This window comes from Vibrio sp. V19_P1S1T109 (genome assembly GCF_002241375.1).
GTDB classification, from domain to species: domain Bacteria; phylum Pseudomonadota; class Gammaproteobacteria; order Enterobacterales; family Vibrionaceae; genus Vibrio; species Vibrio anguillarum.
The window spans coordinates 1-14,883 of record NZ_NDIM01000158.1; the positions used below are offsets into that span (position 1 = coordinate 1).

Genomic DNA, 14,883 nt, shown 5'->3' on the forward strand with positions numbered 1-14,883 from the left:
GACCAGTATACACCGAGCGAGCAATTGATGTAGTTACGGTTTTTGAGAATGAGGCGCCGGGGTTTTAAAAGCGAGATGCAAATGCTCACAGCCAAGCTGGCGACAGTAACGCAGCGTTAATTGTTCACCATGGTTATTCTGCAATGCCAATGCGTTGATACATTCCACGAGGTCAGCTTGCTGCTGCTTTTCAAGCTGCAGCTCAAATTGCAGCGCCTCGCGGTACAGCGTATCTGGCACCATGCTTTTCAAACGTCGTCTTAACTCTCGGTAACTGTGCAGCAGCGCTTCTGAACGGCCGATACATTGAGTGACATTTTGCCAGTCAGCATCGGCAACCGTCACTTGTTGCTCATCAAGCCATTTGAGTAGCAGCAATAAGTTGACGTTGCCGTGGAAGTTATTTTGTAAACTTAAGCACGCCTCTTTCACTTCTCGCACGCTGTAGTATTGCAAACTGAATTGCCATAAGCGTTCTAAGGTCAGAGATAATCGTACGTGCTCTTGGCTCATCTTAGCGACTGAATTCCTGCTCTAGTTGTTCGAGTGTCTCTTGTTCCGACATCCATTCCATTTCGATCGCTTCAAGTGCCGATTTACTGCGAGCTTGAAGCGCAATCACTTCGGTAAGTTTAGCTTTGTTTTCGGCTTCATACAGCGAAGTATCAGACAATTGCTCTTCAGTTTGCGCCAGTGCCGCGTTCAATGTGTCCATCTTCGCTTCGAGTTGTGTCAGTTTTTTGCGAATTGGTGCGGTTTGGATGCGAAATTCCGCTTCTCGGCGCTTTTGATCTTTTTTGGCTGCGGCACTGTTGCTGCTGTCTTTGGCAGGTTGCTGAGATTGAACTTCTCTACGTTCCGCTTTTTGTTGTTCTGTCAGCCACTTGTAGTAGTCGGTCAAATCCCCATCGAAAGGCGCGACTTGACGATCGTGCACCAAGTACAAGTCATCGGTGGTTGCGCGCAGTAGATAGCGATCATGGCTGACGATGACCATCGCACCTTCAAAGGTTTGCAGGGCAAACGTTAGGGCTTGACGCATATCCAAGTCTAAGTGGTTGGTGGGTTCATCAAGCAGCAGCAAGTTCGGTTTTTGCCACACAATTAGCGCAAGCACTAAGCGAGCCTTTTCACCCCCGGAAAACGGAGCGATTTTCTCTAGCGCTTTGTCGCCTTGGAAACCAAAACTACCCAGATAATTACGCAGCTCAAGTTCGTTTTTATCTGGGGCGATTTGCATCATGTGCTGCAGAGGGGTCTCTTCTGGATGCAGTGTTTCTAACTGATGCTGGGCAAAGTAACCAATTTTTACACCTTGCGAATAAGTGAGATCGCCGCCTTGTGGTTTTAACTCACCGGAGAGCAATTTAATTAATGTTGATTTACCCGCACCGTTACGCCCGAGTAATCCAATACGGCTTCCCGGTACAAGGTTGAGGCGAATTTTTTCTAAAATTAAACGTTCACCATACCCGGCGTAGACTTCGTCCATCATCATGATTGGGTTAGGCAGTGCTGAAGGCTCTCGAAATTCGAAATTAAATGGGTTATCAAATTGAGCTGGCAGCACTTTTTCCATTCGTTCCAACGCTTTGATACGACTTTGTGCTTGGCGAGCTTTGGAGGCCTTGTAGCGGAAACGGTCGATGTAGCTTTGCATGTGCACCATCTGCTTTTGCTGCTTCTGGTACATGGCTTGCTGCAAGATCAGTTTTTGCGCCCGTTGATTTTCAAACGATGAGTAGTTTCCGGTGTATTCATTCATGGTTTGATTTTCGATATGGATGATGCGTCCGACGATCGGATCAAGAAAATCGCGGTCATGGGAAATTAAGATCAAGGTGCCGGGATAGTTTTGTAACCAACGTTCAAGCCACATGACGGCGTCCAAATCCAAGTGGTTGGTCGGTTCATCAAGCAGCAGTAAATCCGAGCGGCACAACAGCGCTTGCGCTAAGTTTAAGCGCATCCGCCAACCACCCGAAAATTGCGTTAAACTCCATCCCATCTGTTCTTGGCTAAACCCCAAACCATCAAGCAGTTCAGAAGCACGGGCGCGAATACTGTATCCGCCGATGGTTTCAATCTTTCCATGCAGCTCTGCAACCAATGTTCCTTGGTCTGCCTCTTCAGCAACGCTGAGGCGTCGTTCTAATTCACGATATTCACGATCGCCATCGATGACATATTCAATCGCATCGCGATCAAGAGCCGGAGTTTCTTGGGCAACCCAAGCCAGTTCCCAGTGAGCTGGTTTACTGAAGGAGCCAGCGTCAATAGATAGCTCATCTTTGAGTAGGGCAAAGAGCGTTGATTTGCCACAGCCATTTTTGCCTACTAGGCCAACTTTATCGCCCGGCTGGATAGTTGCAGAGGCCTTTTCAAGGAGCGGTTTACCGCCGCGCAGTAATTGAATATCAGAGAAGGTAATCATAAAAATCTATTTTTCATATCGAGACGTTATCGCGTGGAATAGTAGGGGCAATAAGGATAAATGTCGATCATTATGCAAATTGCGTTATTATGCTTAATAACATATTGATAACTATTGGGAGCGCAGACAAAAATGTCCACCACCGTCATGCCTGACCAAATTACACCTAAAATATTGGTGATTTATGCGCATCCTGAGCCATTAAACTCCATCGCCAATCAAACCATGCTGCTCAATATTGCGTCACTTTCCCACGTCACAGTGCATGACTTGTATGCAACCTATCCCGATTTTTTTATCGATGTGCACGCAGAGCAGCAAAAACTACTTGAGCATGATGTGATTGTGTTTCAACACCCTCTTTATATGTATTCCTGCCCCGCGCTGCTCAAAGAGTGGTTTGATCGCGTGCTTGCCAAAGGGTTTGCCTTCGGCGGACAGACGGCGTTGCATGGTAAATACTGGCGTAGCGTCATCACCACGGGCGGAAAAAAAGAAGCGTTTGATGAGCGGGGCTACAACAAATACCCACTGGATCAAATTCTCCAACCATTTGAATTAACCGCGGCTCTGTGTTGTATGAACTGGATGGAACCGTTAGTTCTCTACTGGTCACGTAATGTGAGTGATATGGAGCGCTATCAACACGCTGAGCATTATCGACACTGGTTGCAACACCCACTGGCCACACAAGGAGAGCTTGATGGCGTTAAGCGGTGATTTTTTACAAAGCAGCGTGGTGTTTTTAACCGCGGCTGTGGTGGCCGTACCGATTGCTCAGCGTGCAGGGCTGGGTTCGGTGCTCGGCTATTTGTTAGCTGGTGTAGCCATAGGCCCTTGGGGGCTGGGTTTAATCAGTGATGTGCAAGCCATATTACACTTTGCTGAATTTGGCGTGGTGCTGCTGTTGTTTCTGATTGGGCTGGAATTAAACCCCAAAAAATTATGGCAGATGCGTGGGCCGATCCTTGGTTTGGGTGGCGCGCAGGTAGTGGTAAGTACCTTAGTCATTGCCAGTATTGCTTATCTATTAGGCGTTAACTGGCAGAGTAGTTTAGTGATTGGTATGGGCCTTGCGCTCTCTTCGACAGCAATCGCATTACGCGTAATTGAAGAGCAAGGGCTAACACGCAGTGAAGCTGGCCAGTCTGGTTTTGCAGTACTGCTTTTTCAAGATATCGCTGTCATCCCGATGTTGGCCTTTTTGCCTTTACTGGCAGGCAACGCCGGCGGAAGCTGGTTAGATGTGACTTGGATGTTGGGTGGCATTACCGCTTTGCTGGTCGGGGGCCATTTTCTATTGAGCCCGCTGTTTCGTTATATTGTGACCAGTGGTGTGCGTGAACTTTTTACCGTTGCCGCCTTATTGTTGGTGATTGGGATTGCACTGTTAATGCAGCAGCTTGGCTTGTCAATGGCGCTCGGTACTTTCCTTGCTGGCGTGTTGCTGGCAGAAAGTGAATTTCGCCATGAACTTGAGATCGCGATTGAACCGTTTAAAGGGTTATTGCTCGGGCTATTTTTTATTGCCGTTGGAATGGCGGTTAATTTGGGCTTATTGGCGCAAGCGCCGCTGCAAGTGTTGGCGGCTGTATTAGGTCTAGTGGTGCTGAAAGGAGGAATCCTTTATCTCCTCGCGCGTTTATCGGGTACACGTTCCAAAGCGCGCAGCAAAATGGCGGCGATCCTCAGCCAAGGCGGCGAGTTCGCGTTCGTGATTTTCACAGCGGCAAGCGCGCAGGGCGTGCTATCACCGGATCAAGTGGCCTTTTTGCTCGTTGTGGTCAGCTTGTCGATGGTCACCACACCTTTATTACTGACGATTCAGGACAAATGGTTTGCGCGAAAATTGAACCTCAGCAGTGACGATGAGATGCATTCCGATGTCGTCAATAAACAGCCGCAAATTATCATTGCGGGTTTTGGGCGTTTTGGGCAAATTGTAGGGCGTTTGATGTACGCCAATAAGATTAAAATTACCGTATTAGAAAGCGATGCCAGTCAAATTAAATTATTGAGAGAGTACGGTTATAACGTTTTTTATGGTGATGCGACTCAACTTGAACTGTTGCGCGCCGCGGGTGCAGAAGAAGCTGAGGCGATTGTCATCTGTACCGATGCGCCCGATGAAGTGATGAAAATTGTGGAACTTTGTCAGCACCATTTCCCGCAGTTAAAGATCTTAGCTCGCGCTCGTAGCCGGGTAGAGGCGTATCAGTTACTCAGCCATGGGGTCGATAAATACTCGCGGGAAACTTTCTTAGGCGCTTTGGACCTCGGCCGACAAGTACTGGTCGAATTGGGCATGCACCCTTACCAAGCCAAGCGCGCCGAAGCACATTTTAGAAAACTCGATAATGCGATGCTCAAAGAGCTGCTACCGCAACATAACCAAGACAAACAACTCGCACTGCGCGCCAAAGAGGCACGTAAAGAGCTAGAAGAAATATTTGGGCGTGAAATGGATAATGATCGCCAATCTCGTCATTATTGGGAAAAATAACGCCAATCAATATTCAGTTGTAGGATGTAACGTGAAACAGAAAAAACGTTTTATTGCCGGTGCAAAGTGCCCAAGTTGTCAGTCACAAGATACTCTGCGCTGGTGGGTTGAAAACAACATAGAGCTCGTTGAGTGTGTCGAGTGCGGCTACCATGAACAGCGAAAGCCCAAATCTGTAGAAAAAAGTGAACATGCTCGGCAAGAGATGATCGGGATTTTTAAACCAGAATAATTGAGTTTCTGGAATAGATCTTCATAATACGCCTCATACCGATCGATTTCTTAGGTTTGAAGATGACAACCTAGGAACAAACCTCCTTGGAGTTGTTATGAAAATTGAAAAGAACGTGGTTGTAAGCCTAGCCTACCAATTAGTATTGGAAGATGGTGCAGTCGTAGACCAATCAACAGTTGATGCACCACTAGATTACCTTCACGGTCACAACAATCTAATCACTGGCCTTGAAAATGAGTTAGAAGGAAAAGTTGTGGGCGATAAGTTCACAGCAACTATCGCTCCTGAAGAAGCGTACGGTGAATACAACGATGAGCTTGTACAACGTGTACCTGCTGAAGTTTTCCAAGGCGTTGATGAAATTGAAGTGGGTATGCGTTTTCTAGCGGATACTGACCAAGGCCAAATTCCAGTTGAAATCACGGAAGTGGATGGTGACGAAGTAGTAGTTGATGGTAACCACATGTTGGCTGGCCAAACATTAACGTTTGATGTAGAAGTCGTTGCGATTCGCGCTGCAACTGAAGAAGAGATCCAACATGGTCACATTCACCAAGCTGGTGGCTGTGGACATGGCCACGACCATGACCACGATCATGATCATGAAGGTGGTTGCTGTGGTGGTGAAGGCCATGACCATGGTGAGAAAAAAGAAGGTTGTTGCGGTGGCGGCAGCTGCGGTTCACATTAATCATTTTTTGGTTGGTAGTGCCAAAGTAGGCAGTAATAACCGACTGATACAATGAAATGGAAAGCGTTAATCGTCATGCGATTAGCGCTTTTTTGTTGCTTGTTAATTATTACAGTACTCACTTGCCGCCTACCTGCAACTTCAAGTTATTTGGGTATAGTTAATGTGTAGAACAGAAGTGTATTGCCTCTCAATTTATTAAGTTAAGGAATTCTCATGTCACAACCTTTTGCTATAGCAATTCATGGCGGCGCTGGAACCATCATTCGTCAACAAATGAGCGAATCATTAAAGCGCGATATTTTGAACACGCTAGAAAGTGCTGTCCGAGCGGGGCATCAAGTACTGGCACAAGGTGGTGATGCACTGGATGCGGTGGTTGAGGCTGTGAAAATACTTGAGGACTCTCCGTTGTTTAACGCAGGAAAAGGTTCGGTGTTAACGCATCAAGAGATGGTGGAGATGGACGCCTCTGTCATGCATGGCAAAATGATGGACGCAGGCGCGGTCGCTGGGGTTCGGCACATTAAAAATCCGGTGCAGCTCGCGCGTGATGTAATGAAGCACAGTGATCATGTGTTGTTGATTGGTGAGGGCGCAGAAGCGTTTGCTTTTACTCAAGGGCATCAATATACAGAACAAGATTACTTTTTTACTGAGCGTCGTTATGAACAGTTGCTAGCGATGAAAAGCAACAATCAATTTGCTTTGTCGGAATCAAAATTCCCAGATGACAAGAAATTTGGCACTGTTGGCGCAGTTGCATTGGATAAACAAGGCAACCTTGCGTCTGCTACTAGTACCGGTGGCATCACGAATAAAAAATTTGGTCGCGTCGGCGATTCTCCCATCATAGGTGCAGGAACGGTGGCTGAAAATGGTAATGTGGCGGTATCGACAACGGGCATGGGGGAATATTTCATTCGTAAAATGGTTGCCAGTGACGTTGCCGCTCGCATGCGTTATTTAAAAGAAGATGTTCATACCGCATGTGAAACCATTATTCAGGGTGAACTTAAAACGCTCGGTGGTGAGGGTGGATTGATCGCCATTGATGCGCAAGGCGACATTCATTTTGCAATGAACAGTTCTGGTATGTACCGTGCTTGTGTTGATCGTCAAGGAGAGCTAATCGTAAAAATATATTCGGATGAGTAACTTACGTGCCTAATAACTGAATCATTTATTAAGTTATATTTTTATGACATTTTCGTGTTTAAAAAAGGACTGCAAGGAAAAGGATTCGGTGCTAGAATCCTTTTTTAACTAGCAATCAGACTTGGAAAGATGGGAAATAACGTAGTCGTTCTAGGCACCCAATGGGGTGACGAAGGCAAAGGTAAAATCGTAGACCTTTTAACTGAAGATGCAAAATACGTGGTTCGCTACCAAGGCGGCCATAATGCAGGCCACACTTTGGTCATTGACGGTGAAAAAACCGTTCTTCATTTAATTCCATCCGGCATTCTTCGCAATAAAGTGAAATGCATCATCGGTAACGGTGTTGTGCTTTCACCTGACGCACTAATCAATGAAATGAAGCCTCTAGAAGAGCGTGGTATTCCAGTCCGCGAACGTCTTTTCATTTCTGAAGCTTGCCCACTTATTCTTCCTTACCACATTGCGCTTGACCAAGCTCGTGAAACAGCTCGCGGTAAAAAAGCAATTGGTACGACAGGCCGTGGTATCGGTCCTGCTTATGAAGATAAAGTGGCTCGCCGTGGTTTACGCGTTGGTGATTTGTTCGATATGGTTTCATTTGCAGAAAAGCTAAAAGAAGTGATGGAGTTCCATAACTTCCAACTTGAGCATTTCTACAAAGCTGAACCAGTAAGCTACGAATCCGTACTTGAGCAAGCACAAGGCTATGCTGATTTGCTGACTTCGATGGTGATCGACGTGACCGATGAACTTGATGCAGCGCGTAAGCGTGGCGACAAAATCATGTTTGAAGGTGCGCAAGGTACTATGCTTGACATCGACCACGGTACTTACCCATACGTAACGTCTTCTAACACGACTGCTGGTGGTGTTGCTGCCGGTTCTGGTTTCGGCCCTCGTCATCTAGGCTATATCCTAGGTATCGCGAAAGCTTACTGTACTCGCGTTGGTGCAGGTCCATTCCCAACCGAATTAGATGATGAAATCGGTAATCACCTAGGCACTAAAGGTCATGAGTTTGGTGCGACAACAGGCCGTAAGCGTCGTTGTGGTTGGTTTGATGCGGTAGCGATGCGTCGCGCCATTCAAATTAACTCAGTCACAGGCTTCTGCTTGACTAAACTTGACGTACTTGATGGTCTAGAAGAGCTAAAAATCTGTACGGGTTACCAAATGCCAGATGGCTCAATTGCTCAAGTATCACCAATGGCAGCTGACGCTTTTGAAGCGGTAACACCTATTTACGAAACTATGCCTGGTTGGTCTGAAAATACCTTCGGTGCTAAATCAATTGATGCCCTGCCACAAGCGGCGCTTGATTACATCAAACGTATTGAAGAGTTGACTGGTGTACCTGTTGACATCGTTTCTACAGGTCCAGATCGTAACGAAACCATTATCAAGGTTCACCCATTTTCAGTTTAATGGTTGATTGATAAACGTTTTTAAAACCGGCTTTCAGAGCCGGTTTTTTTATACCTGTATTGATGATATTTTGTCCTTGGTGTGGCAATAAATGGCCGAATAACGGCAAATTTTGTCTAAAGAGTTTGCCGCACTGGTCGATAAAGTTATCAAGCCCAGCCCTAGATGAAACTGAGGCTATAATTTTAAGGCTATCGATAGACATAAAGAGTGCAGGTATGAAGCTACGAACGGTAGCAGCTTCATTGTTTTTAGCGCTGACCTCATCCTTGAGTCATGCCAACGTGGCGGAAGTGGGTGAGCCAGTCCCTATTTACACCGAAGCTGAACTAATCAAGTTAATTGAGCAAAATAAACATTTAGAGCAAGTCAAGGCCGACAACTGCCAATTGGTAGAAGATATTGTTGCGCGTGCTACTCGCATCAGCCTGCCTTCCTACGAGTTTTTGTATGGAGATATGCTAGCGTGGGGGGTCTGTGTAGATCAAGATGTCGAACTTGGCTTGTACTATATGGAAAATGCAGCTCATCAAGGTTTACCCGCTGCGTTAGAGCAGCTTGGGCGTTATTATTCGCGTGGTACTTTAGTACAGCAGGATAAAGAGCGAGCTATTCCCTATCTGCGTGAAGCCGCTGCGATGGGCAATATTAATGCTCGTATCCATCTAGCTGAGCTTCTGCTGCGTGATTATGGCAGCCCGCTTGATTATGAAGATGCTTATCGCTGGCTTTATAATTCGGTGACTATCGATCAAAGAATACATTCTCGGATCTCTATGCTCCGGCAGGGGTTAGAGCAGCGAATGCCACAAAATGTGGTTGCGCGAGCCAAGCGCAGAGATACGTTTTGGTAGCCTTCATTATTGCTTTTCTTATTTCGCCCACACGGTTGGGCGAAGTCATTTCTGCGCTTTTCGTCTAACGCATTAGCCTATAATAATCAATACGCTGCTGTAGCTTCTGCCGTGAGTCAGTTATACTCTGGCTATCTCTCCTTGCTTTAGCAGGTCTGCCTATGTCTGAAATTATCAATAACGATCCTTTTGCGGATCGAGAATCTAGCAATTACGAAAATCCAATTCCAAGCCGAGAATTCATCCTCGAATTTCTAACCGAAGTCAATGTACCGATGAATCGTAATGATCTTTTTGAGGCATTGGGTTTATCTGGTGAAGAGCAATACGAAGGGCTACGCCGTCGTTTGCGTGCGATGGAGCGAGATGGCCAATTGGTATTTACTCGTCGCCAATGCTATGCATTGCCAGAAAAACTGGAAATGATCAAAGGTCACGTAATCGGACATAAAGATGGTCATGGGTGGGTTCGTCCTGATGGCAGCGTTGGCAAAGATAACGATGTTTTGCTACCTCATCACCAAATGCGTACCATTATTCATGGCGACTACGTGCTGGTACAACCGACAGGCACGGATAAAAGAGGCCGTAAAGAAGGGCGTTTGGTTCGAGTGTTGGAAGAACGTAAAACCCAACTTGTTGGACGTTTCTTCCTCGAAAATGGCTACTCTTATGTCGTGCCCGATGATTCACGCATCACTCAAGACATCTTGATCCCTAATGAGCACAAAGGCGGAGCTCGCATGGGGAACGTGGTGGTGATTGAAATTACCGATCGTGGTGCCAGAGCAAGAGGAATGACAGGCAGAGTTGTTGAGGTACTTGGGGAAAATATGGCTCCCGGTATGGAGACACAAATAGCGATTCGCACTCACCAGATCCCTCATGAGTGGCCGCAAGAAGTATTAAAGCAAGTCGAAAACCTGAGAGAAGAAGTTCCAGAAGAGGCGAAGCAAGGGCGCGTGGATCTGCGTCAATTACCTTTAGTGACTATTGATGGTGAAGACGCGCGTGACTTTGATGATGCGGTTTATTGCGAAGCCAAAAAAGGTGGTGGCTGGCGTCTCTGGGTTGCGATTGCTGACGTAAGTTATTATGTGCGCCCCGATACGGCTCTTGATAAAGAAGCGATCAACCGTGGTAACTCAGTTTACTTCCCATCGCAAGTCGTCCCTATGCTACCGGAAGTACTGTCGAACGGTCTTTGTTCACTTAATCCACAAGTCGACCGTCTATGCATGGTGTGCGAGATGACAGTCTCTGCAACGGGCAAAATTTCGGGTTACAAACATTACGAAGCCGTGATGAACTCTCATGCCCGTTTAACTTACAACAAAGTACACGCCATTCTTGAAGGGGATGAAGAGCTACGCGAACGTTATCAAGCCGTGGTTCCTCATCTTGAAGAACTCTATTCGATGTATAAGGTGCTAAAAGCAGCGCGTGATGAGCGTGGCGGTATCGAATTTGAAACGATTGAAACTAAGTTTATTTTTAATGCTGAGCGTAAAATCGATAGCATTGAACCTGTTGTCCGTAATGATGCGCACAAAATAATCGAAGAGTGCATGATCCTCGCTAATATTGCTTCAGCATCGCTGGTGGAAAAAGCGAAAGAGCCCGCTCTGTACCGTATCCATGAATCACCGGGAGAAGAGCGTTTGACCGGTTTTAGGGATTTCTTAGGCGAGCTTGGTTTGAACTTAGCGGGTGGGCTAGAGCCTTCGCCAACCGATTACGCTAACTTAATGAAACAGATTGGTGAGCGCCAAGACAAAGAGTTGATCCAAACCATGCTACTGCGCTCTATGAAGCAGGCTGTGTATAACGCGGATAACTGTGGTCACTTTGGTTTAGCGCTCAAACGCTATGCGCACTTTACTTCACCTATTCGTCGCTACCCTGATCTCCTATTGCACCGCGCAATTAAATATTTGATTGCCAAAGAATCGGGCAATCACACCGACCGTTGGACAACTACAGGTGGTTATCACTACTCTTTTGATGACATGGACTTCTATGGTCAGCAATGTTCAATGACAGAACGCCGTGCTGATGATGCGACGCGTGAAGTATCTGATTGGCTCAAGTGTGAATACATGCAAGATCATGTAGGCGAAGAGCTTGATGGAGTCATAGCCAACGTGACAGGTTTCGGTTTCTTCGTTCGTTTAACTGAGTTGCACATTGATGGATTGGTCCATATTTCAACGCTAGCGAATGACTACTATCAATTTGATCCCGTGGGACAACGATTGATCGGCGAAAGTTTTGGCAACATCTATCGCTTAGGTGACGCCGTTAAAGTCAAAGTGTTATCCGTCAACTTGGATGATCGTCAAATTGACTTTGAAATCGTGGGCACTAGCCGTAAGCTGCGCGGAGAAGGCAAGACAGCGAAGAAACGTGCAACGGATGCACGAGAGAAAGCACGTGGCAAGAAGGTGACGTCAAGTAAAGGAAAGGCTACTCCTTTAGTTGAAGCGACTAAACGCCCAGATGAAAAAAGTAGTGAAGGCTTAAAACCTGAACGGAAAAAAAGCAAAACAACAAAAGCACGCAAAAAGAAACCCGCGGCCAAAGCAAATAAAGCGCGTGCTAGTAAATAACGATCAATGGGTAAATCATGAGTAACGAATGTATTTATGGTATTCACGCGGTCAGCGCTGTACTTGAAAAAGATCCAGCGCGATTGATAGAAGCGTTTGTACTAAAAGGGCGACAAGATGATCGTCTGCTTCCACTGTTAAATGAACTGCAACATTGCGGTGTCTCTATTCAACAGATGGGACGTAAAACATTGGATGACAAGGCTCAAGGGGCGAATCATCAGGGCATCATTGCTCGTGTAAAACCAGCAAAACAGCTTAATGAGCATGATTTAGAAGCAATCATCGCACAGCATGAACAACCACTATTACTGGTTTTGGATGGTGTTACCGATCCGCATAATCTCGGCGCATGCTTACGTAACGCCGATGCTGCCGGGGTCGCTGCAGTGATCGTACCAAAAGATAAGTCAGCACCAATGACAGCAACGGTCAGCAAAGTCGCTTGTGGCGCTGCTGAAACTGTGCCTTTAGTACGAGTGACGAATCTTGCACGTACCATGCGCGCCCTTCAAGAACAAGGCGTATGGTTTGTTGGCACTGCCGGCGAGGCGACGCATGACATTTACCAAGCCAAACTGACAGGGCCCCTTGCGATTGTTATGGGCGCTGAAGGGGATGGTATGCGCCGTTTAACGCGCGAAACCTGCGATGATCTGATCAAAATACCGATGGCGGGCACCGTTTCTAGCCTAAACGTATCAGTAGCGGCTGGGATCTGTCTGTTTGAAGCAGTGAGACAGCGCCAAGCTGTATAATTGTGCATCAGGGATAAAAGGATAGGTAGTGAGTGCTCACCTCATCTTTCTATCCCTTCTATTACTTCCTTAGTGGAAGAAGAAATAGATAGTTTATAAGTTTAATTTCTACACAGCGCTTGCATGTGTAATGGTGATCTGTATAATGCACCGCACTGGTTAAATCCAGTTGTGAACCAATGAGCAGTGAGGAGTAAACTGACCTAGCTGTTAGTTTAGTAACGTATACTCAGCTTATGTTCGCAGTTAATACAATTAGCTCTGTTGCGTTTAGTAATAGATTAAAGTTAATCGAAAATTAACTGACAATGTGCCTAATTTTGGCACTACGGTTTCACATAAATCAATCGGCATTCTCTCGTTTTAACGAGTTTGAGTGGCGATATTGTTTGTGTAATTTTTAATTATTGGAGCTCTGTCTCATGCAGAACCAACGTATCCGTATCCGCCTAAAAGCGTTCGATTACAAACTAATCGATGCTTCTACAGCGGAAATCGTTGAAACAGCTAAGCGTACCGGCGCACAGGTTCGTGGTCCTATTCCACTTCCTACTCGTAAAGAGCGTTTCACTGTTCTTATCTCTCCACACGTCAACAAAGATGCTCGTGATCAGTACGAAATTCGTACTCACAAACGTCTAATCGACATCGTTGAGCCAACAGATAAAACTGTTGATGCACTGATGCGCCTAGATCTAGCTGCTGGCGTTGACGTACAAATCAGCCTAGGTTAAGGGAGATTAGAAGAATGATTGGTCTAGTCGGACGTAAAGTGGGTATGACCCGCGTATTTACTGAAGAAGGCGTTTCTATCCCAGTAACTGTTGTTGAGGTTGAAGCAAACCGTATTTCTCAAGTGAAAACTCTTGAGACTGACGGCTATGCAGCAATCCAGGTAACTACTGGTACTAAGAAAGCCAACCGTGTAACTAAACCAGAAGCTGGTCACTTTGCGAAAGCAGGTGTAGAAGCTGGTCGCGGTCTTTGGGAATTCCGTTTAGAAAACGGCGAAGAGTTTGAAGTTGGCACTGAGCTAAATGTAGAACTTTTCAACGAAGTTAAAAAAGTAGACGTTACTGGTACATCTAAAGGTAAAGGTTTCCAAGGTGCTGTTAAGCGCTGGAATTTCCGTACCCAAGATATGACTCACGGTAACTCTTTGTCTCACCGTGCACCGGGTTCAATTGGCCAATGTCAAACTCCAGGTCGCGTGTTCAAAGGCAAAAAAATGGCAGGTCACATGGGTGCTGAGCGTGTAACGACTCAAAACCTAGAGATCGTACGTGTTGACGCTGAGCGCAATCTGCTTCTTATTAAAGGTGCAGTACCAGGTGCAACTGGCGCTAACGTGATCGTCAAACCAGCTATTAAAGCATAACGTCTAGGAGTAAGTAATGGAATTGATGGTTAAAGGTGCTAACGCACTAACTGTTTCCGAAACTACTTTCGGACGTGAGTTCAACGAAGCCCTTGTACACCAAGTAGTTGTTGCGTATGCAGCAGGTGCTCGTCAAGGTACTCGTGCTCAAAAGACACGTTCAGAAGTTTCTGGCGGTGGCGCTAAGCCATGGCGTCAAAAAGGTACTGGCCGTGCACGTGCTGGTACAATTCGTAGCCCAATCTGGCGTACAGGTGGTGTTACTTTTGCTGCGAAACCACAAGATCACAGCCAAAAAGTAAACAAAAAAATGTACCGCGGTGCTATGAAGAGCATTCTTTCTGAACTAGTTCGTCAAGAGCGTTTAATCGTTGTTGATAACTTCTCAGTAGAAGCACCAAAAACTAAAGAGCTATTAGCTAAGCTTAAAGAACTTGAGCTTAACGATGTACTCATCGTTACTGGCGAAGTAGACGAGAATCTATTCTTAGCTGCTCGCAACCTATATAAAGTTGACGCACGTGACGTAGCGGGTCTTGACCCAGTTAGCCTAATTGCGTTTGACAAGGTTCTAATGACTGCAGAAGCAGTTAAGCAAGTTGAGGAGATGCTGGCATGATCAGTGAAGAGCGTCTACTAAAAGTTCTACGTGCACCGCACATCTCTGAAAAAGCAACTATGACTGCTGAGAAAGCGAACACTATCGTTTTCAAAGTAGCAAAAGATGCAACTAAGAAAGAGATCAAAGCAGCTGTAGAAAAGCTATTTGAAGTTGAAGTTAAGTCTGTAAATACTCTTATCACTAAGGGTAAGACCAAACGTCAAGGTCTACGCC

15 protein-coding genes are annotated in these 14,883 nt (G+C 46.1%); 13 read left to right on the top strand and 2 right to left on the bottom strand.

Going from position 1 to position 14,883, the window contains the following annotated elements; translation table 11 throughout:
* Positions 1-33: 33 nt before the first annotated feature.
* On the bottom strand, positions 34-513 hold the full coding sequence (locus B9J87_RS07415) for a TIGR02444 family protein (RefSeq protein WP_010318745.1): 480 nt from the start codon (positions 511-513) through the stop codon (positions 34-36).
* 1 nt (position 514) lies between these two features.
* Entirely contained in the window at positions 515-2,434 is a 1,920-nt protein-coding gene (locus tag B9J87_RS07420) for an ABC transporter ATP-binding protein (protein WP_081245136.1), read from the bottom strand.
* A gap of 132 nt (positions 2,435-2,566) precedes the next feature.
* Here B9J87_RS07420 and kefG point away from each other — a divergent pair, with 132 nt between their 5' ends.
* The 13 genes from kefG to rplW all read left to right on the top strand — a co-directional run.
* The gene (gene kefG / locus B9J87_RS07425) at positions 2,567-3,154 is read left to right on the top strand and encodes a glutathione-regulated potassium-efflux system ancillary protein KefG (RefSeq protein ID WP_026029181.1); all 588 of its coding nucleotides are present in this window, start codon (positions 2,567-2,569) and stop codon (positions 3,152-3,154) included.
* Entirely contained in the window at positions 3,138-4,937 is a 1,800-nt protein-coding gene (kefB, locus tag B9J87_RS07430; protein ID WP_017046742.1) for a glutathione-regulated potassium-efflux system protein KefB, read from the top strand. The genes kefG and kefB overlap by 17 nt, the downstream gene beginning before the upstream one ends.
* Before the next feature lie 31 nt (positions 4,938-4,968).
* Positions 4,969-5,169, top strand: a complete 201-nt coding sequence (locus B9J87_RS07435; protein WP_094150019.1) for a YheV family putative zinc ribbon protein — start codon at positions 4,969-4,971, stop codon at positions 5,167-5,169.
* 97 nt (positions 5,170-5,266) lie between these two features.
* A complete protein-coding gene (gene slyD / locus B9J87_RS07440) occupies positions 5,267-5,863 on the top strand; it encodes a peptidylprolyl isomerase (protein ID WP_013855912.1) in 597 nt (198 codons plus the stop codon).
* 216 nt (positions 5,864-6,079) lie between these two features.
* Complete coding sequence (locus tag B9J87_RS07445) at positions 6,080-7,021, top strand: isoaspartyl peptidase/L-asparaginase family protein (RefSeq protein ID WP_013855914.1); 942 nt, start codon at positions 6,080-6,082, stop codon at positions 7,019-7,021.
* A 129-nt stretch (positions 7,022-7,150) separates the two neighbouring features.
* On the top strand, positions 7,151-8,449 hold the full coding sequence (locus B9J87_RS07450) for an adenylosuccinate synthase (RefSeq protein ID WP_010318753.1): 1,299 nt from the start codon (positions 7,151-7,153) through the stop codon (positions 8,447-8,449).
* Positions 8,450-8,667: 218 nt separating this feature from the next.
* Complete coding sequence (motX, locus tag B9J87_RS07460; RefSeq protein ID WP_013855917.1) at positions 8,668-9,303, top strand: flagellar protein MotX; 636 nt, start codon at positions 8,668-8,670, stop codon at positions 9,301-9,303.
* 161 nt (positions 9,304-9,464) lie between these two features.
* A complete protein-coding gene (rnr, locus tag B9J87_RS07465) occupies positions 9,465-11,912 on the top strand; it encodes a ribonuclease R (RefSeq protein ID WP_094150008.1) in 2,448 nt (815 codons plus the stop codon).
* 17 nt (positions 11,913-11,929) lie between these two features.
* Positions 11,930-12,670, top strand: coding sequence for a 23S rRNA (guanosine(2251)-2'-O)-methyltransferase RlmB (gene rlmB / locus B9J87_RS07470; RefSeq protein WP_017042851.1), 741 nt, complete (start codon positions 11,930-11,932; stop codon positions 12,668-12,670).
* A 422-nt stretch (positions 12,671-13,092) separates the two neighbouring features.
* Positions 13,093-13,404, top strand: coding sequence for a 30S ribosomal protein S10 (rpsJ, locus tag B9J87_RS07475; protein ID WP_001181007.1), 312 nt, complete (start codon positions 13,093-13,095; stop codon positions 13,402-13,404).
* A gap of 14 nt (positions 13,405-13,418) precedes the next feature.
* The gene (gene rplC, locus B9J87_RS07480; RefSeq protein WP_013855921.1) at positions 13,419-14,048 is read left to right on the top strand and encodes a 50S ribosomal protein L3; all 630 of its coding nucleotides are present in this window, start codon (positions 13,419-13,421) and stop codon (positions 14,046-14,048) included.
* Positions 14,049-14,064: 16 nt separating this feature from the next.
* The gene (gene rplD / locus B9J87_RS07485; protein ID WP_010318759.1) at positions 14,065-14,667 is read left to right on the top strand and encodes a 50S ribosomal protein L4; all 603 of its coding nucleotides are present in this window, start codon (positions 14,065-14,067) and stop codon (positions 14,665-14,667) included.
* Positions 14,664-14,883, top strand: a 220-nt coding sequence (gene rplW, locus B9J87_RS07490) for a 50S ribosomal protein L23 (protein ID WP_094150017.1), incomplete at its 3' end; no start/stop codon positions are given. The genes rplD and rplW, both read left to right, overlap by 4 nt.

Bases quoted from the DNA above. Each gene is read 5' to 3' on its own strand.
- B9J87_RS07415 (WP_010318745.1), bottom strand. From the start codon at position 513: ATGAGCCAAGAGCACGTACGATTATCTCTGACCTTAGAACGCTTATGG.
- B9J87_RS07420 (WP_081245136.1), bottom strand. From the start codon at position 2,434: ATGATTACCTTCTCTGATATTCAATTACTGCGCGGCGGTAAACCGCTC.
- kefG (WP_026029181.1), top strand. From the start codon at position 2,567: ATGTCCACCACCGTCATGCCTGACCAAATTACACCTAAAATATTGGTG.
- kefB (WP_017046742.1), top strand. From the start codon at position 3,138: ATGGCGTTAAGCGGTGATTTTTTACAAAGCAGCGTGGTGTTTTTAACC.
- slyD (WP_013855912.1), top strand. From the start codon at position 5,267: ATGAAAATTGAAAAGAACGTGGTTGTAAGCCTAGCCTACCAATTAGTA.
- B9J87_RS07445 (WP_013855914.1), top strand. From the start codon at position 6,080: ATGTCACAACCTTTTGCTATAGCAATTCATGGCGGCGCTGGAACCATC.
- B9J87_RS07450 (WP_010318753.1), top strand. From the start codon at position 7,151: ATGGGAAATAACGTAGTCGTTCTAGGCACCCAATGGGGTGACGAAGGC.
- motX (WP_013855917.1), top strand. From the start codon at position 8,668: ATGAAGCTACGAACGGTAGCAGCTTCATTGTTTTTAGCGCTGACCTCA.
- rnr (WP_094150008.1), top strand. From the start codon at position 9,465: ATGTCTGAAATTATCAATAACGATCCTTTTGCGGATCGAGAATCTAGC.
- rlmB (WP_017042851.1), top strand. From the start codon at position 11,930: ATGAGTAACGAATGTATTTATGGTATTCACGCGGTCAGCGCTGTACTT.
- rpsJ (WP_001181007.1), top strand. From the start codon at position 13,093: ATGCAGAACCAACGTATCCGTATCCGCCTAAAAGCGTTCGATTACAAA.
- rplC (WP_013855921.1), top strand. From the start codon at position 13,419: ATGATTGGTCTAGTCGGACGTAAAGTGGGTATGACCCGCGTATTTACT.
- rplD (WP_010318759.1), top strand. From the start codon at position 14,065: ATGGAATTGATGGTTAAAGGTGCTAACGCACTAACTGTTTCCGAAACT.